Genomic DNA, 18,441 nt, shown 5'->3' with positions numbered 1-18,441 from the left:
TGGCCGGGCGCCCCGCCAGGAACCCGGCCAAGCAGACCGGCACGGGCGCCCCGCCAGGAACCCGGCCGGCCAAGGATTCGCCCTCCCTGGCCTGACCCGTCGCCACCCTGGAGATCGGCGGCTCAGGACGTCGGCTCTCGGCGCAGGCGGAGACAGAAGCAGGCGCCCCCGTCCTTGCCGGGTTCGTACCAGGCGTCGCCGCCGTTGCCCCGGGCGAGGCTGCGGACGATCCACAGTCCCAGCCCGGTTCCCTCCGTCTCCTGCTCGACCGTCGGCGCACGGCTGAAGCGCTCGAACAGCCGGGGCACGAAATCCTCCGGCACACCCGCCCCCCGGTCACACACCCGGACCTGGACCCAGCCAGGCCGCCCGAACGCGGACACCTCGATCGGCGGGTGCCCGTAGGCGAAGGCGTTCTCCAGGTAGTTCTCCAGCATCGCCGAGAACTCCTTGCGATCGACCATGGCCACCAACTCGGGACTGCAGGACAGGTGCACGTCCTGGGGCCGCCCGTCCACCTCGCCCAGCCGTTCGAGGATGAATTCGAGCACGGGGACGCGTTCCAGGGAGGCGGACGCACCCCTCGCGTCGATCGTCGACGCGGTGAGGAGCTTCCGGACCAGCCCCTGGAGACGAGCCGTGCGATCGGCGATGCGCTCGACGATCTCGGCCCTCTGCTCCTCGGCCAGCGCGACCAGGCGGTCACGCAGCACGTCCACCAGCACGCTGATCGCCGCCAGGGGATTGTGGAGTTCGTGGGCCGCGATCGCCACGGCGACGTTCTGGCGATCCAGGGCCGCTTCCATCTCCCGCTCTTCGTGCCGCTGGCGTGTGACGTCGCGGAGTGTTGCCACGTAGAGGTGCTCGCCCTCCAGGGGCGTGGCGGTGATCCGCATCTCGACCACCCGACTGCCTCCGCCGGGCAGCATCAGGTCGATCCCGGTCGCCGCGCCGGCGACGAGGGGGAAGCCGAACAAGGTGCCGATGAGTTCCTCCGCCGGGCGGGCGAAGAGCTCCGCGGCGGCCGGGTTGCAGAGCCGGATGACTCCCTGCTCGTCGACCGCGATGATCCCGTCCGCCGAGGCCGACACGATCACCTGGTTGATGTTGCCCGGAGATCCCGCGTCGTCGGGCCGCCCCGGCTCGGAGCCCGCGGCTGAGGGATCCTCTTCGATCCTCACCCCGACGGCCCTTCTGTCCCCTCGGATCCGGATGTCCACAGGGTCGCGGGGCTGATGTCTCCGGTGAGGATCCGGGAGATGCCCCGCAAGGGCTCACCGATGTGCATGCCGGTGCCGTCGATCGTCACCTGGCGAATGCCCTGGTCGTGGGCGGAACCCCGCGTCTGGAGTACGGTGATCGCACGCTGGATCTCCCCGATGCGCTCGACGTACTGGAGCAGGACCCAGACGTCGGTGAAGCCGGCGATCTCCGCGGTCGTCGGCGTGCCCGTTGCCATGATCCGCCCCGTGGGTCTCGCCGTGAGAAGCGTTGTGATCTCGTTCTGGCGGAGGACCGCTCCCAGCGCGATGACGAAGTCGAGCAGGGCCCGTGGCGTGACGACGCGTTCGAGCGCGGACAGCGTGTCGATGACCAGCCGACGGGGCCCGAACTCCTCGATGGCCCTCCTGAGCTGGAGGAAATGATCCTCCGGCGACGCCACCTCCGGGTAGTCGGAGATGACCCGGAGCAGACCCGATGCCTGCATGGACCTGATGTCCAAGCCCCAGCCGTCGGCGTTGCGGAAGAGTTGCTCACGGGTCTCGTCGAAGGTGCAGAACAGGCTGCGCTCGCCCGCGTCGAACGCGGTGGCGGCGAAACGCAGACCCGCCAGCGTCTTGCCCGTGCCGGTCGGGCCGGACATCAGCACGACCGCGTCCCGGTAGAAGCCGCCGCCGCACATCTCGTCCAGCTCGGTGTTGCCCGACGAGACACGGTCCGATGACGCGCGGCCGGAGGACGCCAGGAACGCGAGGGGAACGACCACGATCCCGTCCTGAGGGTCGATGGTGAAGAGCCATTCCCCAGAACGGTGTGGGGCGCCGCGGAACTTGACGATCTCGACGGTACGGTTCCGCCGCCCCTGCCGCAGGACGTTGCGCAGGATGATGACGTTGTCCAGCACGAACTGTTCGACCCCGTAGCGGGTCACGCCGTCATACTCCGCGGGCCGCTCCGCGGTGAGCATCGAGGTGACCCCGAGCGTTTCGAGAATGGAGGCGATCCGGACCAGCTCGTGGCGGATGGTCTCGACGCCGGTGAAGCGGGTGAAGATCGCGCCGAGTGAGTCGAGCGCGACACGGCGGGCTCCGGTCTGACGGACCGCGTGCTGGATGCGGGCCACCAGCGCGCCGAGGTCGTAGGACCCGACGGTCGGCTCCTCCTCGCCGATGCCCGTTGACGCGTCGACGAAGGCCCACTTCCCCTCGTCCTCCCACCGCTCGATGGGGAAGCCCAGCGAGGCCGAGTTACGCCGGATATGACCGGCTGTCTCCTCGAAGGTGACAAACACCCCCGGCTCGTTGAAACGCATGATCCCGCGCGCGAGGAACTCGACGGCGAACAGTGTCTTACCGCTGCCGGTCGTGCCGCTCACGAGTGTGGACCGGTTGGCGGGCAGCCCGCCCAGGGCGACATGGTCGAAGCCGTTGATCCCCGTGGGCATCCGCTCGATCGTTCCGCCGCCGGTCATCGTCGTGGCCTTTCCGAGGACGGTTCTTCCAGGACCGGGAGGCCGAGGGCGACGGCGGCGCGGTCGTGATCGGACAGGTCCCCGATCACCCGCCGCTGCGGTGGTGGCGCGAGTCTGATCACCGTCGGGGTGGCCAGGATCCGTCCCTCCTCCGCCAGGTCGGGCCGTTCGGCGGCGTCGACTACCTCGACCTCGTACGTGCCGGACAGGTGGGCGTCGCAGAGGAACCGCAGGTTCACCTCCGCCGCCTTGGACCGTTCCGTGTTCCCGGCCACATACAGCCTGAACGAGTAGGTGGTCACCTGGGAACTCGTCTCCAGCCTGCGCGGATCCCAAACGGGGTCCCGCGGGATGTGCCGCCGCCCGTGCCCCACCGGGGGTGAGGACGAGCGAGGAAAGGCCGGGGCGCGTACCCGGTACCTCGCGTACTCATGAGACCCCCGCGGCCGCACCCGCCGCACGAAGACCCCCGTGACCGGATCCGGCGGGACTTGCCCATCGCGCCACGCCGCGGGTAGCGTCGTGAGCAGGGCCTTTGAACAGGGTATGTCGGCCGTTCGGCCTGTTCCCGGCCCTTGACCCTTGACTCACCCGCGGGGCCATGATCGGCGGACCGTATGGCGGCGGGGGGCCGCCCACGAAACGAGCGGTCATGAGCCGGGAGGCGTTCGCGGCCCAAGTGAGCAGGAGCATCCGATGACCCGAGTCCTCGTGGTCGAGGACCAGCGGGCGCTTGCCGGCGCTCTTGAGATCGCGATCGGCGCCCAGCCGGATCTGGACTGTGTGGGAGCCGTTGGAACGGTTGAGGATGCCGTACCCCTCATGGAGGCACACCACCCCGACGTGGTGCTCATGGACATCCACCTGCCCGATGTCGACGGCATCGAGGGTACGAGGCGGATCAAGGCGGTCTATCCGGAGACCCGCGTCCTCATTCTGACGGGAGACGCCACTCCTGATCTCTTCACGGCCGCCGAGGCGGTGGGCGCCGCCGGATTCCTTGCCAAGGACACGACATTCTCGGCCATCCTCAGAGTGATCCGGGCTTCGGTCGACGAGAAGATCATCATGGTTGAGGGCGAGACGCTCGGAGTGCTCCTGCGGCCCCCTTCGCCTGGCACGCCACCCCGAGCCGGCCGAGAGAACCGGGCAGGGCTCACCGCGCGCGAACTGGAGGTCCTCGGGCTGATGGGGGAGGGGCTCGATCCCCGGGCGATCGCCGAACAGCTCGTCGTGAGCCTGCACACCGCTCGCGGCCACGTCAAGAACGTCATGGCGAAGCTGGGCGTGCACAGCCAGCTTGAGGCGGTCGTCGTGGCCACCCGGACGGGTCTCCTGCCCGGCCGATAGGCGTACGGCCGAGCCGCGGGGGTGGCCCGGCACGCAGGCGTCCCGTCCGGCGGAGGTCGCCGATTCGGCCCATCTGGGGGTGGTCATCGGACCACCTGGGGGTGGCGGTTACGCCGACAGTCCTCCTAGCGTGGTGACCACGCACCGCACACTGCCAAGGCCTGGTGGCGGGAAGGAAAAACTGACATGAGGTATATAGCCGGTCTGTGTGACTACGTCGATGATTTCGACGCGTCCTCGGACCTCGGGCACCGGGGCCACGAGACTCCCGAGCCCTCCGACGGTGTCGAGGTCGCCCAATCCGTCGCCCGCACGCTGAAACGACTCAGACAGGCGCTGCAACAGCAGCGCCGGTTCGCCTCCGACGCCTCGCACGAGCTGCGCAGCCCCGTCGCCGCGCTGCGCGTGGAGCTCGAGGAGGCTCAGCTGCATCCCGGCGATCACGACCTGGGAGAGGTGCTCGGGCGCGCACTGAGCGACGTCGATCGACTTGAGGCGATTATCACCGACCTGCTCGCGCTCTCCAGGGCCGGGGAGAACACGCCGATCGAGTGGGAGCCGGTGGACCTGGCACAGCTGGTCCAGGCGGAGGTCTTCCGGCGGGCGGACCGGCTCGACGTCCAGCTGTGGCTCACGCCCGGGGTGAAGGTCAACACGGTCCGTCTCCAACTCGCCCGGGTGCTCACCAACCTGCTGGACAACGCCCAGAGGCACGCGGAACGCGTGGTGCGGGTCGAGGTCATCCGTAACGCGCACACCGCGGAACTGGCGGTCTCCGACGACGGAGCGGGCATCGCCGAGGCCGACCGGGAACGGATCTTCGAACGGTTCACCCGGCTGGACGCGGCCCGCAGCTGCGACCGCGGCGGCACCGGCCTTGGCCTGGCGATCGCCCGCGAGATCGCCGAGGGCCATCGGGGGACCCTCCGGGCCGGGGACTCATCCATCGGCGGCGCGTGTTTCGTGCTGCGGCTCCCGCTCACCGACCCCTCCGGACTCCCGTTCCACGACGGGGACGGCGCCTTCGGGTGCCAGATGCTTGGCAACCCCGTGTGATCTTTGCGTACCCGGGGATCAGGCCACCGAGTCAATCATGGCGGGCTTCAAGAGGACCGCCAGGCCAAGGCCGGTGCCGCCGCGGTCGCGTCCCCAGGCCCCCGAGGCCGTTGTCTTTGTGACTCGCTGTCCTTGTGGCTGACTTCCTTTGCGAGTCGTTGTCTCGGTGGTCATCCGGGCCTCCTAGGGTCCTGAACATGATCCGTAGGTTTCAGGTCGCGGTGCTGGCGTTTCTCGCGACCGGTACCGTCGCCTTCGTGTTGCCAAAATCCGAACCCGTGATCGCCGAGCCTCGCGGCGGCGAACCCATCGTCATCGGTCACCGGGGCGCCAGTGCCCACCGGCCCGAGCACACCCTGCTCTCGTACGAGGCGGCCATCGCGCTCGGCGCCGACTACATCGAGCCCGACCTGGTCGCGACCAAGGACCACGTGCTGGTCGCCAGGCACGAGAACGAGATCGGCGGCACCACGGACGTCGAGAGCCATCCCGAGTTCGCGGACCGCCGCACCACCAAGACCGTCAACGGCAGATCGATCACCGGCTGGTTCACCGAGGATTTCACGCTCGCCGAGCTGAAGACCCTCAGGGCCGAGGAGCGCATCCCCGACCTGCGCCCGCAGAACGCCGTCTTCAACGGCCTGGCGGAGATCCCCACCTTCGACGAGGTGGTCGAGCTGGCGCGGCGGCACGGGGTCGGGGTCTACCCGGAGACCAAGAGCCCGAGTTACTTCGACTCCATCGGTCTCTCCCTGGAGGATCCGCTGCTGGAGGTGCTCGGCAGGCACGGCTGGAACGGGAACGGGGCCCCGGTCTTCATCCAGTCCTTCGAGACCGCCAACCTGCGCGAGCTGAGCAAGAGGACGGAACTGCCGCTGATCCAGTTGATCACCGCCGGCGGCGCCCCGTACGACTGGGTCGCGGCCGGAGATCCGCGCAGCTACGACACCATGGTCACCCCCGCGGGGCTGCGTGAGGTGGCCGGTTACGCGGACGGTGTCGGCGTCGACACCCGGCGGATCGTGCCGGCCGGCCCCGACGGCCGCCTGCTGCCGCCCACCACGTTCATCCGGGACGCCCACGAGGCGGGACTGAAGGTGCACGCCTGGACCGTCAGGAACGAGAACTCGCACCTCCCGGTGGACTTCCGGCTGGGCAACCCGGCCAGCCCGGCCTTCCCCCGGGCCACCGGCGACGTGATGGGCTGGCTGGAGCGGCTCTACCGGCTCGGCCTGGACGGCGTCTTCGCCGACGACCCGGGCATGGCCAGGGCGGTGCGGGAACGGGTGTTCTGACCTGCTGGGTTCGGTGGGCCTCCGCCCACGGTTTCCTCGGAACGGTCGACCAGAACGTCCTCGCTGAGTGATGATCGTGTCCATGAAGGTCTTGGTGCTGGGTGGAACACGCTTTGTGGGCAGGGTGTTCGTGGAGCATGCCCTTGCCCGCGGCCATCAGGTCACGACGTTCAACCGCGGCCGGACGGGCCAAGACATGCCCGGTACGGAGGCCGTCCGAGGAGACCGGGAGAACGCGACTCATCTCCGCGAGTTGGTCACCGGCCGCGAGTGGGACTGGGTCGTCGACACCAGCGGCTACGTGCCTAAAGTCGTCGGGGATGCGGCCCGCCTCCTGTCGGACCGGGCGGGCGCCTATGTCTTCTTCTCCACCGTCTCGGTCTATCCGGCCTGGCCAACCGAGCCTGTCAGCGAGGAAAGTCCTGTCTACGAATGCGCACCGGAGGCGTCAGGCACAGCCGAAGACGAGGCGACGTGGACGGCCGCGCAGTACGGGGCCTACAAGGCCGGTTGTGAGCGCGCGGTGGTGGACGCCTTCAACGGCCGGGTCACCGTCCTGCGCCCCGGAGTGATCCTCGGGCCACATGAGAACGTGGGCCGGCTGACCTGGTGGCTACGGCGAATCGAGCGCGGCGGCCGGGTGCTCGCACCGGGAGATGCCACGAAGCCGATCCAGCCCGTCGACATCCGAGACCTGGCCGCGTTCACCCTCAAGTGCCTGGAGAAGAGGACGGCAGGGACCTTCAACGTGGTGGCGCCTCAAGGGCAGGCCACCTTCGGGCAGATGCTCGACGCGTGCGTCGCTGAGACCGGGTCAGGTGCCGAGTTGACCTGGGTCGACGACGACTTCCTGATCGATCACCAGGTCAGGCAGTGGACTGAGATTCCGCTGTGGCGGACTCCCCCGGGCACCTGGTCCGTGAACACGACCAGGGCGGCACACGCCGGGCTGACCTGCCGCCCGATCGAGGACACGGTGCGAGGCACCTACGGGTGGCTGTCCAAGAGCGGAGATCCTGCTGCCTACGACCGTCAAGCTCACCACGGGTTGTCCCAGGAGAAGGAGCGAGAACTCCTTGAGATCTGGGATCGCCGCTAAAAAGACATCGGCGCTCGTGTGACGGTTTCGGCGGTGAATTCCTCGATCTTTCCCACCAAGGTGGTCGTCTCGCGAGACGGGATCGCGGCAAGTGACGTTCGGACCTGCCAGAGCCGCTTCACCAGCCCTTCAACCCGTTTGTCCGCTGGAAGCGTGAACATGGGGGACAGGGCGTCCGTTGCTCCGCTGACGTCATCAGAGAGCAGCCGGGCTGCTGCGAGATCGACGGAGGCGCTCGCTTCGGCGGCGTACCACCGCTCTTCGGCAGGCGCACGACGGTACAGAGCAAGCGCGCGCTCACACTCATTCTCCGCATCCGGCGCCAACCCGGCGCTCAGATAAGCGGAACCCGCGCAGAAGGCCTGTCGCGCCTCGTTGAATCCGAACTCGCCACCCACACCGTCATGCAACTCCCCCTGAGGGCCGCGGGCGTCCTGGGCGCCACGAACTGCTTCGCGGACCCCCTCTACGTCGCCGAGCAGGGCGGACGCTCGCGCCGCGATGCTGAGCAGGCGGACCCGGGCGGTGCCGGTGGGGGCGAGAACGAGGCCTCGTTCCACCAGCCGCAGTGCCTGCGCCGGACGATCCGCCCAGAACTCCACGCAGGCCAGCAGACCGTCAGCCCACGCGGTCAGCTCGTTGTGGCTGATGACTTCACCGTAGACACGTGCCGCCCTGGCCTGCTCCGCCGCCGCGTGCGGGTAGCCGAGGTCGAAGCTCGCACTCCCTAGCAGCCCGCAGACCTGTCCGGCGACCAGATAGAGATCACGCTGCTGGCCGGGGTGGCGAGTGCGCTCGATGAGGCGGTACGTACGGTTACGGATGCGCGTCAGCTCACCGAAAAGAGGAAGAGGCGCCGCATGTACATAGGCGCGGGCAAGGCGGGTGATGTCGTCGCTCAGCTGCTCCAGGGCGTTGGAGCCGACGACGGCTGCCTCGGCTTCGGCGGCGTGGTCGCTGGACTCGTTGGCGGCACTCATGATCAGCTCCCGTTCAGGTGCGGGGACCGGGGTCTTCACGCCTGGGGAGTAGTCGGTGGCGAATCCGAGTTCCACCGGGCCGGTCTGGAAGAGGCGACACAGCAGGTCGAGGTAGTCCGCACCAGGACGGTGCCCGTTCTCCCAGTCCAGCCAGGACCTCTTGGTCAGTCCGCGAGCACCGAGGCTGTGGGTCTGGCACATGCGGTGCATCGCCTGGACGGCCTTGTCCGCGCTGCTCCAGCCCAGAGCAAGCCGGAGGCACTTCAGCGGATGGTGCTCGCAGCACCCACCTATCTCCGCTGCGATCGCATGCAACACACTGATCGGCGGAGGGTTCGCCTCCTGAGCGAGCCGGCGCATGCGGATGCGCTGGGCGCAATCGGCGTCGTGTCCAGGCTTGGCCATCACGAGGGCCTCCCAAACGTCGTCGGCTACAACGCTACGTCACAGAAGGTGAGCCCGCAGCTATCCATAGGGTGTCCATCGATCTGGGCCGTTTCCCCGGAGACTGGCGACTCTCCGCCTGAACTCTTCGGCGATGAAGGGGCGGTCAGGCAGGGCCGGCAACACTCCGGTCAGCATGGTCAGTTCGCGAACCTGCCTCAGTAGAGGAAACACCGCCGAGGCGGTCACGTCGAAGCCGTAAGCCGCCAGAAGCTCGTCTGCGGGCGGGTGACCGAAGCGCAACGCGTTCACCGCGGTGGGTACCAGATCCCATGCCCAAGGCCCGTAGCACATCTGATCAAGGTCACATAGAACCACCTCCTCACCGCGCCAGAGCAGATTTCCTCCCCACGCATCACCATGTATCAGCCCATACGACAGGCTGTGTCGGAGTGTGGGCAGCTCCGCCTCCAGCCGGTCGCACCAGTCCAGCAGAAGACCACGATCACGATCGTGAACGACTCCGCGAGCCAACTGCAGGTTGCTCCGAGCTTCCGTCACGGGATCCCAGGACGGCAGCGGAGAGGGGGGTGTCTGCGCGTGTAGCCGTCGCAGCAGTGGCGCGAGCCGTACGACAGGAGGAGAGGCGACCTGCTGGGGAAGATGTTCCCAGAAAGTGGCGACCTGGCCGTCCATGAGGATCGCTTCGGGAACGTCATGGTGAATGCGTGCGGCGGGAAACCCGATGGCTTCGAGCCAGTGCGCCAGACGGACTACCCGACGCGCGCGTGCGGCCGTCTCCGCCGAGGCGATCCGCGCCACGGCGTTGGCACGTGGGAGATGAAAGACCACGTTGACGCACACACGGATCAGCCGGGCGTCTCGGCCGTCGATGCCGGCCACGCGGCACAGCTGGAGCAAGGTGGAGCTCTCCGACAGGACGGCCCTCACCGGCAGAGCTCCCGCGGAGACGAAAAGAAGGAGAACTCCTCAAGGCACTCGACGAGCGCTCGCGCCTGTGGGCAGCCGTGAAACCGTGGCTCACCGGCCACCTTGAGGCGTACACCGTTGAGACGCTGGGCCAGGCCGTCGATGCGCTGGTGTTCGGGTAGCGACAGGACTCTGGTGATCACAGCCGCGGTTGCCTCCAGGTCACCGTTGAGAAGGTGTCCCACAGCGAGATCGGAGTAGGCGATCGCCTCGTTTCCATAGGCCCGCAGATGCGGCGGACCTGACTGGTAAAGCGAGATGGCCTGTTCGGCCAGGGCGATCGCATTCCCAGGACACCGCAGGTGGATGTGCGTGCCGGCGGCGAGATAGGAGTGCTTGGCCAGATCGAATCCGAACTCGCCGCCGACGTCGTCGTGGAGCTCGTCGTGAGCACCCGGACGATCCCAGGCGTTGCCGAGCGCACGCAAGGCGTCGGGTCTCATTCCCATCGCCGCTGACGCGAGCGCCTCGATACCGGTGAGGCGCGCGAATGCCGTGGTTCCGGGTGCGTACCGCTTCCCATCACGCGCGAGATCGACCGCCATCTCAGGGAACCCCGTCCAATAGGCGATCATGGCCTGGAGCCCGCGTACCCAGGCACGCAGTGCATGGTGATCGATGATTGAGGCGTAGGTCCACGCCGCCCTGGCCTGCGCGGACGCCGCAGCCTGATTGCCCAGGTCAAGGCTCGCGTTGGCGAGCAACCCGCAGACCTGCCCGGCCAGTAGTGTCAGCTGGACGGCCTGGGCCGGTCGGACGCGGCCGTCCAGCAGTGCGAAGATCTCACCGCGCAGCTGGAGCATCCTGTGGAAAAGCGGCATGGGGTCGGCATAGACGTATTCGGCCGCCAGCCGGCGGATCTCGTCGTCGGCGTGTTCCAGAGTCACCGTGCTCACATCGGTGAGCTGAGCAGCGGCGGCATGCGCGAGTGACTCACGAGCCGCGCCGGCGACAAGGGCTTCTTTGTGAAACGGCGGTGGCGTGGGCTCATCTGCCGGCTCGTACGAGCGTGCGAACCCCAGTTGCACCGGCCCGGTCAGCAACAGGCGGCAGAGAAGGTCCTGGTAGTCAGCGCTGGGCAGGTGTTCCCTCTCCCACTCGATCCATGATCGGGTGGTCAGGCCACGAGCCCCGAGGCCTTCGCGGGCGCACATCTCGTGGAAGGATGCGACGGCTTTCTCGATGGTCCATCCTCTGGCCAGCCGGTGCGCTTTGAGAGAGGAATGACCGCAGCAGGAACGGATCTCCTCAGCGAGCGCACCAGAGGATCTGCCGGGACTTCGCGCCCGGATCCTCCTGGCGCAATTCACATCGTGACCAGGCATATCCCGACCGTAAGCCAGGTGCTCACGCGGCAGCGGTCTGTCGAGGGTGTGAATCCGCCGCACTCTCAGTGTGAATCCACCGCACCTACATGCGGGCCTCTCTCGCTACCGACGGTAATCGGTTCGCGACATCGTTGAGACCGTCCAACAGCAGAGCAGCAGAGGAAGGCGTCGTGGTGACCCTGCTCCAGCCGCGATCGGCCATCGTCGCCGCATGGCCCTTACGTGAGAACGCACAAGCCGCAGCCCAGGCCAGGGATCTGATCCGAGAGGCTCTCACCGGACTGCATATCCCTCAGGATCCGGTGGACGATGCGGTGCTCATGGTGAGCGAACTGGTGGGAAACGCCGTCATGTACGGTGATCCGCCCTTCGAGCTGGTTCTGCGATCCCTTGAGGGAGAGCTTCGTGTCGAGATGATCGACAGCGGCACCATCAGCCCGGCCATGCGTGCCACCGGAGTCGAATCGGAACATGGTCGTGGCCTGGGCATCGTCTCCGAGCTGTCAGGAGGCCGTTGCGGTTGGCACAACGCCACCTATGCCACCAGAAGCGGACCGGAAGGCAAGGCCGTCTGGTTCGTCATCCCGACGAGCCAGGTGGATCTGCTGTGATGACCGGTCCCGAGAAAGTCGCCCTGGGCCTTCAGCAACTGGCCGTGGAGCTGGCAAGCCGCGGTCATGCGAATTCGTCCCCGATCAGCCCCGCCCCCGCGAGGAGGTCAGCATCATGATCAAAGTTGCGCTCTATGGAAGGCCGGGAGCCGGTAAGTCCACGTTCGGCGTCTCCCTCGGCCAGGAGTTCATGGCCGCCGGTGTGCCGGTCGTGCCCCTGAAGCTCGCCGCTCCGCTGTACACACTCCAAGCCGTTGTCCACGTGTTCGCCGGACGTCCCCTGCTGGGCCCCGGCCAGCAGGACGGGTTGTTGCTCAACGACCTGGCCGGCCACCTGCGCCGGATCAACTCCGCCGCGCTGACCGACCCCTTCGCCCGGCGGGTCATCCAGGCCGCCGAGAAACACCCCGGCGGTGTGGTGGTGTGCGACGACATGCGGGCTCCTGACGTCGAGGTGCTGGTCGAACTGGGCTTCCTCCTGGTGGAGGTGTGGGCACCGGAGAGGGTGCGCCAGGCCCGCAAGCAGGCTCGCGGGGATCTGTCGCCGGGCGCGGACGACCATGTCACCGAGCTTCCGCCGGACTGCGTTCCCCACCATCGGGTGATCAATGACGGTGGCCTGGAGCAATTGCAGGGTCGAGCGGCTGAGCTTGTGCGCGAGGTCATGCCGTGATCCTCACCGGACCGGAGATCATCCATCAGCACGAGGCAGGGCGCATCGCTCTGGAGCCCTTTTGCATCGAGCAGGTCAACCCCAACAGCTACAACTACCGTCTGGGGCCGGTACTGCGCACACATCGAGGTCCAGTGATCGACGCGCTGGGCGAGCACCCGGTGCGGGAGATCACCATCCCCGACGAGGGAGTCGTACTGCGGCCGGGCCAGGTGTATCTGGGTACCACCGTCGAGCGGATCGGCAGCGACCACTACGTACCGTCCCTGATCGGCCGCTCCTCCCTCGGACGGCTCGGTGTCTACCTGCAGGTCTCCGCCGACCTGGGCAATCTGGGGGCGGTTCACCGGTGGACGTTAGAGATCGTCGTGTGCCAGGCCGTCCGCGTCTATGCCGGGATGATCGTCGGCCAGGTGTCCTTCTGGATCCCTTCCGGTGACCGGCTTCCCTACGACGGCCACTTCGGACGCTTCTCCGAGGCCGTCACTCCCTACCCCGACCTACTGACCGCAGGGCGCCGACCCGCTCGCCGAGGAGCCAGGCGATGATCTTGACGGGACCGGAGATCACTCATCAGTACGAGGCGGGCCGCATCATCATCGAGCCTTTCTGCGCTGATCAGGTCAATCCCAACAGCTACAACTTCCGCCTCGGCACCGCCCTGAAGGTCTACACCGATGAGATGCTCGACGTACGGCGCCCCAATCCGGTGAAGGAACTGGCCATCCCCGAGGCGGGGCTGGTTCTGGAACCGGATCGGATCTATCTCGGCAGCACGGTCGAAATCATGGGCAGCGACCACTACGTGCCGATCATCCGGGCCCGCTCCGGAGTCGCGCGTCTCGGCCTGTTCGTGCACGTGACCGCCGACCTGATCGACATCGGCTCCATCAACCAGTGGACGCTGCAACTCCACGCCGTGCAGCCCGTCCGCGTCTACCCGGGTCTGCTGATCGGCCAGGTGACGTTCTGGGTGCCCCAGGGCGACGTCACCCTCTACGCGGGCAAGTACCAGGGAACGCGCGGACCGCAGGAATCGCAGATTCACCGCGACTTCCTCGCTCCCACAGGCGTGGTCATATGACCGCCGTTGAGAGGGGCGACCCGAGTGGCACCTGCCAGGACGAGATCGGCCGACGTCTGGTGGCCGCCGCCCACGAGCTGATCGCCGAACGGTACGTCCTCGCCCGTCACCAGATCGGCGCCGCGTTGCTGGACACGGACGGTACCGTCCATCTGGGCCTGCATCTGGACGCCATGATCGGCCGCGCGGCGATCTGCGCCGAGGCGGTCGCGCTGGGGGTCGCACGGATGGCCACCCAAGCTCCGCTGTTCGCGGTCGCCGCGGTGCGCTTCCCCAAACCCAGCGAAGACGGCCCGGCCCGCATCGTCCCGCCATGCGGGCTGTGTCGCGAGCTCCTGCTCGACCATGAGCCCGGCCTGTCGGTGGTGGTCTCCATTGAAGGCGTCGGTACGTGCGTTCCACTCGCGGGACTGCTGCCGCACAAGTACGTCGGCACCAAATGGCCGACCGGCTCCGTTCCATCTCCCCCGCTGTCTTCCACATGCGCTCCCGAGCGCGCTTGAAAGGAGTGTCATGGACTTCCGTACCCCCGAGGTGGACAGGCTCGCCGCCGAGGTCATCCCCGAGGAGTTCTTCGAACTGTCCACCCAGGACGCACGTGACGTGTTCTTCGCCGACACGCGGATGCTCGACGGCAAGCAGCTCGCGCACAACCGCTACCGCACCAGCCCCCGCTCGCTGATCGACCACCTGGCCGAGCAGCTGGAGCTGGCCGGCACCGAGACGCTGCTCGACGTGGGATGCGGCAACGGTTTCGTCCTGGAGCACCTCCGTCCCCACCTCGCCGACGGTCGCATCATCGGCCTGGACATCGCGCCCGGGGTGCTCCAGGCGGCCGAGGCGCGACTGGCCGGTGTCGCCACCCCATGCGAGTGGGTCGAGGGCAGTGCGGACGACCTCTCCGCGTTCGGCGACGACTCCTTCGACAGGGTGATCGCGACGTACATGATGCACTACGTCCCCGATATCGACCGGTGCCTGGCCGAGGTACGGCGCGTGCTGCGTCCCGGCGGGAGATTCGTGCTCACAACCGACCGCCCCGACTCGATGGTGGAGATGTACCAGACGCACTTCGCCGTCCTGCGGGAGATGGACGCCCCGGCACGGCTGTTTAAGGCGACGCCGAAAGCCCGGATCTCCCTCATCAACGGAGGCGAGTATCTGAACCCGCATTTCACGCAGGTCGAGCTCCGTACCTGGCAGGACCAGCTGCGCTTCGCCGACGCGGAGGCCTTCATGGCCTTCTATTCCGCCCACAACTACTGCTGCGCGGCCTCCGCCCCCGGTGACCTCGGTGAGAACTTCTTCGCCGAGCTGCGGGCGCGAGCGCGAGCGCGGGTCCAGGCCGTCATCGACCGCGACGGCCACTTCGCGCTCACCAAGTTCACCGGATCCTTCATCTGTTCCTGACCGCTGCCCTGCCGGTAGGCGCCGCCAGGTCTGCGGCGGCGCGTTCCGGCCCTTATTCCTTCCTGGAAGAACGATGCGAGGAGATCACATGGACAGCCGGCTCGCCGCCCTCTCCGGCCGGCAAGTACTGATCACGGGCGGTGCGGGACTGATCGGCGCTGCGATCGGGCGGACGCTGGAAGCCGCCGGAGCGCGCATCACGGCCTTGGACAACCTCAGCGGCTACGACAGCGCGACGCCGGCCCTGCCCGGGATCGACGAGCGCGAACCTGGCCTGCGGATCGGCGATATCTGCGATGAGGGCCTTGTCAGGGACCTGGTCCGCGACAGCGACTACGTCATCCACGCGGCCGCGCACTCGACCGTCGCCGGTTGCGCCCGCGACCCTGAGGCTGCTTTCCACTCCAACGTCGCAGGGGTCGAGACGGTGCTGCGAGCCGTGGCCGACGCCGGTGACGTGCGCCGTTTCCTGTTCATCTCCTCGGCACAGGTCTACGGGCACGGAGCCGCAGGGAGCGGTGCCGTCCAGACCTTCACCGAGGACCAGCCGATCAGCCCTCTCAACGTGTACGCGGCGGCAAAGGCTTGGGGAGAGTGGCAGACCCGGTTCCTGCTGAACGCCGCAGGCGTCGACTTCACCGTGGTGCGGCCCTTCAGCGTGTATGGCGAGCACCAGATACCCAAGCCAGGCGCCTACTCGTGGGTGATCGCCCAGTTCGCGATGTACGCCGCGATCGGCGATCCGCTACCGCTGAACAACGGCGGCCGTCAGGTCCGCGACTTCGTCCACGTCGAGGATGCCGCAGCCGGCATCTGCCTGGCCCTGGTCAGTGAGGACACGGGCGGTCAGACCATCAACCTCGGAACCGGCCGTACCACCTCTGTGCGGCGGATCGCCGAGCTGATCCAGACCCATTTCCCCGATGCACAGTTGCGCGACGCGCCCCGGCCCGCCCAGGACCCGCTCGGCGGGTGCGCGGACATCAACCGGATGAGCCAGGCCCTGGACTGGGAACCGCAGACCAGCGTGGAGGCGGGTATCGCCCGTTACGTGGACTGGCTGCGCGCCGTACCCGCAGCCATCCCCGACTGGCTCCGCGCCGAAGGCGACCGGGTCGCAAGCTGGAACGCCGACGCCGCCCCGCGCATCTGAGCTCACCTGCCCGCACGTCCCGGCCTCCGCCAGGGACGTCTCACCTTCACCCACTTGGCTGGTAAAGCAATGACGACATCTCTCAAAGCCGCGGTCATCGGGCTGGGCTGGGCGGGGAGCGTCCACACCAGGGTTCTGAGCTCGCTGGATGGCGTCTCCTTGGTCGCGGTCGCTGACACCGATCCGGGACGGCGTTCCAGGTCCAACGGTGTTCGGACAGTCCGCGGCATCGATGAACTGCTGGACATCGAGCTGGACTACTGCGTCGTCGCGACACCGACCGCTGAGCACGAGCGCATCGGCGTCGCGCTCGCCGCCGCGGGAGTGCACGCCCTCATCGAAAAGCCCCTAGCCTCTTCCCTCCCTGCCGCGTTGCGGCTGGTGGAAGCCTTCGAACACGCGGGGCTGATCGGCTCGGTCGGGCACACCGAGCGGCGCAATCCAGCCGTGCGGGAACTCGGCGTCCGCCTGCGTGGCGGGGACTTCGGTGCCGTCTACCAGGTGGCGACCCGCCGCCACAGTCCCTTCCCGGACCGGATCCGCGATGTCGGCGTGGTCGCCGACATCGCCATCCACGACGTCGATCTGGCGACATGGCTCACCGGTCGCCAGATCATCTCCGTCGCTGCCCAGGTCAGTAGCGTAAGCGGCGGACCGCACGAAGATCTCGCCGCGGCGGTTCTACGCCTCAGCGGTGGCGAGATCGCCGACATCCAGGTGAGCCGCATCTCGCCGTACAAAGAGCGGATCGTCATCGCGCACACGGCCAAGGGATACGTGATGGCCGACGCTCTGACCCGCACGATCACCCACTATGACAACGGCGATGCTCCGGGTACCGCGGTGTCCATGAGAAAGATCACGACTTACGAGGTCCCGGGCGCAGAGCCGTTCCGCACCCAGCACGAAGCCTTCCGCGATGCACTGCTCGGCCTGCCGAACGACATCGTCACTCTGCGCCAGGGTGCTGCCGCCGTCGCGGCCACCGAAGCGATCCTCGCCGCAGCCCGTACCGGCACCTACGTGTCCCTCATCGACCACGGCTTCATCCGTCAGTGAAGCGACCGTCTCTCAGTTCTTTGTCCGCATTTCCATCTTGATCGTCAGGACATCTCATGCTCACCGTGGACACTGTCGTCCAGTTCTTCCCGCGCGGCGGATCAGCCCAGGTCATCCGCTACCTCGGCCGCGAACTCACCGGCCGTGGGTTCACATCCCGCATCCTGTGCGGATCACTGGGCGCGGGTGACGACTTCAGCCACGCGCCCACCTTCTATGTCGGCCTCGATGTGGCCGCGATGGACTACAATGCCGCGGCAGCCGCCTACGCGCACGGCAGGAGCGGCATGGACGAGCAACCCGCTCCCTTTCATCCTTCCTACGAGGATCGCGGGCCCAGCGCACCGGACCGCATGTTCACCGCCGTGGCACCCGTGACGACCCAGCACCTGATCAGCGCCTGGAATGAGTACCTGACCGGCCACCGCAGCGCCCGTCCCGCCGTCGTTCACCTGCATCACCTGAGCCACCTGCAGATCGCGGTCCGCAGCGCCTACCAAGGCATCCCGGTCATCACGACCTTCCATGGCACCGATCTCAAGCTCCTCGATCAGGCCCAGCAGATCACCCGGTTCGCCAACCGCCTCGGCGTATCACTCAGCACCCTGGGTGATGCCTGTCATGACAATGACCCCGAACGGAAGCGGATGGTTCTGGACCGGCTCCTTCGGGACGCTGACCTCACCGAGGAGGAGCTCGCGCACGTCCACACGAAGGACTGGAGGTTGTGGCAGTACGCCGATCTGTGGAGCAGGCAGATGCACTGGTACGCCCGCCATGCCGGCCGGATCGTCGTGGTCTCCGACAGTGACAGCGTCGAGGTGAATCGCCTGCTGGACATTCCGGAGGACGACATCACGGTGGTACCCAACGGCGTGGACACCACGCGCTTCGTGCCGCAGCACCTCGATGACAGTCAGCGCCTGGCGCGGCTGCGCCACTGGCTGGTCGACGACCCACGTGGATGGGCGCCCGGTCAGGAACCCGGCAGCATCCGCTACACCGCGAGCGATCTCGGCAGGATGGTCGACGCGAGTGGAGCACTGCGTCCCGTGTTGCTGTGGATCGGCCGGTTCCAGCAGGTCAAACGGCTTAATGTCCTGCTTGAAGCGTTCACCGAGATCCTGAAGACCGCAGACCCGGCGCCTGTCCTGCTGCTGTGGGGCGGTTACCCAGGCGAAGCGGAACCTGTCAATTTAATCAAGGCAGTTGAGCTGGGCTAATTCTGTGTCGGCTGTTCTGGCGTGTCCTTCTGCTCGTTCGTGTCGTCGTTCTTG

Annotated in this window: 19 protein-coding genes; 13 read left to right on the top strand and 6 right to left on the bottom strand. The window is 67.4% G+C overall.

All coding sequences use genetic code 11. The features are described from left to right. Positions 1 to 122: 122 nt before the first annotated feature. The 3 genes from AB0J58_RS40995 to AB0J58_RS40985 are packed head-to-tail and all read right to left on the bottom strand — an operon-like array spanning position 123 to position 2,994. Positions 123 to 1,181 (bottom strand): ATP-binding protein, encoded by a 1,059-nt coding sequence (locus AB0J58_RS40995; RefSeq protein WP_364226336.1) that lies wholly within the window; start codon positions 1,179 to 1,181, stop codon positions 123 to 125. Continuing rightward, positions 1,178 to 2,692, bottom strand: a complete 1,515-nt coding sequence (gene kaiC / locus AB0J58_RS40990) for a circadian clock protein KaiC (RefSeq protein WP_364226334.1) — start codon at positions 2,690 to 2,692, stop codon at positions 1,178 to 1,180. Before kaiC ends, AB0J58_RS40995 begins: the two co-directional genes overlap by 4 nt. After that, positions 2,689 to 2,994, bottom strand: coding sequence for a circadian clock KaiB family protein (locus AB0J58_RS40985; RefSeq protein WP_364226331.1), 306 nt, complete (start codon positions 2,992 to 2,994; stop codon positions 2,689 to 2,691). Before AB0J58_RS40985 ends, kaiC begins: the two co-directional genes overlap by 4 nt. A gap of 394 nt (positions 2,995 to 3,388) precedes the next feature. On the opposite strand from AB0J58_RS40985, the gene AB0J58_RS40980 reads away from it, so the two are divergent. The 4 genes from AB0J58_RS40980 (at position 3,389) to AB0J58_RS40965 (ending at position 7,492) form a co-directional block, all read left to right on the top strand. After that, positions 3,389 to 4,042 carry a response regulator transcription factor gene (locus AB0J58_RS40980; protein WP_364226329.1) on the top strand — a complete coding sequence of 218 codons (654 nt, stop codon included), beginning with the start codon at positions 3,389 to 3,391 and terminating at the stop codon, positions 4,040 to 4,042. A 186-nt stretch (positions 4,043 to 4,228) separates the two neighbouring features. Next, a complete protein-coding gene (locus tag AB0J58_RS40975) occupies positions 4,229 to 5,098 on the top strand; it encodes a HAMP domain-containing sensor histidine kinase (protein ID WP_364226327.1) in 870 nt (289 codons plus the stop codon). 197 nt (positions 5,099 to 5,295) lie between these two features. Beyond that, a complete protein-coding gene (locus AB0J58_RS40970; RefSeq protein WP_364226325.1) occupies positions 5,296 to 6,393 on the top strand; it encodes a glycerophosphodiester phosphodiesterase in 1,098 nt (365 codons plus the stop codon). 82 nt (positions 6,394 to 6,475) lie between these two features. Next, positions 6,476 to 7,492 (top strand): SDR family oxidoreductase, encoded by a 1,017-nt coding sequence (locus tag AB0J58_RS40965; protein WP_364226323.1) that lies wholly within the window; start codon positions 6,476 to 6,478, stop codon positions 7,490 to 7,492. On the opposite strand, the gene AB0J58_RS40960 is transcribed toward AB0J58_RS40965, so the two are convergent. Genes AB0J58_RS40960 through AB0J58_RS40950 form a run of 3 tightly spaced genes read right to left on the bottom strand, consistent with a single transcriptional unit; the run spans position 7,489 to position 11,000 of the window. Further along, positions 7,489 to 8,880: an XRE family transcriptional regulator gene (locus tag AB0J58_RS40960; protein WP_364226320.1), complete on the bottom strand. Its 1,392-nt coding sequence runs from the start codon at positions 8,878 to 8,880 to the stop codon at positions 7,489 to 7,491. The genes AB0J58_RS40965 and AB0J58_RS40960 overlap by 4 nt on opposite strands. Before the next feature lie 57 nt (positions 8,881 to 8,937). After that, positions 8,938 to 9,759: an aminoglycoside phosphotransferase family protein gene (locus tag AB0J58_RS40955; RefSeq protein WP_364226317.1), complete on the bottom strand. Its 822-nt coding sequence runs from the start codon at positions 9,757 to 9,759 to the stop codon at positions 8,938 to 8,940. Positions 9,760 to 9,803: 44 nt separating this feature from the next. Then, positions 9,804 to 11,000 carry an XRE family transcriptional regulator gene (locus AB0J58_RS40950; protein WP_364226314.1) on the bottom strand — a complete coding sequence of 399 codons (1,197 nt, stop codon included), beginning with the start codon at positions 10,998 to 11,000 and terminating at the stop codon, positions 9,804 to 9,806. A 344-nt stretch (positions 11,001 to 11,344) separates the two neighbouring features. On the opposite strand from AB0J58_RS40950, the gene AB0J58_RS40945 reads away from it, so the two are divergent. The 9 genes from AB0J58_RS40945 (at position 11,345) to AB0J58_RS40905 (ending at position 18,387) form a co-directional block, all read left to right on the top strand. Then, the gene (locus AB0J58_RS40945; RefSeq protein ID WP_364226311.1) at positions 11,345 to 11,785 is read left to right on the top strand and encodes an ATP-binding protein; all 441 of its coding nucleotides are present in this window, start codon (positions 11,345 to 11,347) and stop codon (positions 11,783 to 11,785) included. 115 nt (positions 11,786 to 11,900) lie between these two features. After that, a complete protein-coding gene (locus AB0J58_RS40940) occupies positions 11,901 to 12,458 on the top strand; it encodes a hypothetical protein (protein ID WP_364226309.1) in 558 nt (185 codons plus the stop codon). Then, on the top strand, positions 12,455 to 13,006 hold the full coding sequence (locus AB0J58_RS40935; RefSeq protein WP_364226307.1) for a hypothetical protein: 552 nt from the start codon (positions 12,455 to 12,457) through the stop codon (positions 13,004 to 13,006). The genes AB0J58_RS40940 and AB0J58_RS40935 overlap by 4 nt, the downstream gene beginning before the upstream one ends. Further along, entirely contained in the window at positions 13,003 to 13,542 is a 540-nt protein-coding gene (locus tag AB0J58_RS40930) for a hypothetical protein (protein WP_364226304.1), read from the top strand. The genes AB0J58_RS40935 and AB0J58_RS40930 overlap by 4 nt, the downstream gene beginning before the upstream one ends. Next, the gene (locus tag AB0J58_RS40925; protein ID WP_364226302.1) at positions 13,539 to 14,045 is read left to right on the top strand and encodes a hypothetical protein; all 507 of its coding nucleotides are present in this window, start codon (positions 13,539 to 13,541) and stop codon (positions 14,043 to 14,045) included. Before AB0J58_RS40930 ends, AB0J58_RS40925 begins: the two co-directional genes overlap by 4 nt. Before the next feature lie 10 nt (positions 14,046 to 14,055). Continuing rightward, entirely contained in the window at positions 14,056 to 14,952 is an 897-nt protein-coding gene (locus tag AB0J58_RS40920) for a class I SAM-dependent methyltransferase (RefSeq protein WP_364226299.1), read from the top strand. A gap of 88 nt (positions 14,953 to 15,040) precedes the next feature. Continuing rightward, on the top strand, positions 15,041 to 16,105 hold the full coding sequence (locus AB0J58_RS40915; protein ID WP_364226296.1) for an NAD-dependent epimerase/dehydratase family protein: 1,065 nt from the start codon (positions 15,041 to 15,043) through the stop codon (positions 16,103 to 16,105). 69 nt (positions 16,106 to 16,174) lie between these two features. After that, positions 16,175 to 17,164, top strand: a complete 990-nt coding sequence (locus AB0J58_RS40910; RefSeq protein WP_364226294.1) for a Gfo/Idh/MocA family oxidoreductase — start codon at positions 16,175 to 16,177, stop codon at positions 17,162 to 17,164. A 56-nt stretch (positions 17,165 to 17,220) separates the two neighbouring features. Continuing rightward, positions 17,221 to 18,387 carry a glycosyltransferase gene (locus tag AB0J58_RS40905; protein ID WP_364226292.1) on the top strand — a complete coding sequence of 389 codons (1,167 nt, stop codon included), beginning with the start codon at positions 17,221 to 17,223 and terminating at the stop codon, positions 18,385 to 18,387. The last annotated feature ends 54 nt before the right edge of the window (positions 18,388 to 18,441 follow it).

It is taken from the genome of Streptosporangium sp. NPDC049644 (assembly GCF_040675205.1).
GTDB lineage: Bacteria > Actinomycetota > Actinomycetes > Streptosporangiales > Streptosporangiaceae > Streptosporangium > Streptosporangium fukuiense.
The sequence above is the reverse complement of the archived record's forward strand: the minus strand, read 5'-3'. Positions and strand labels throughout refer to the sequence as shown.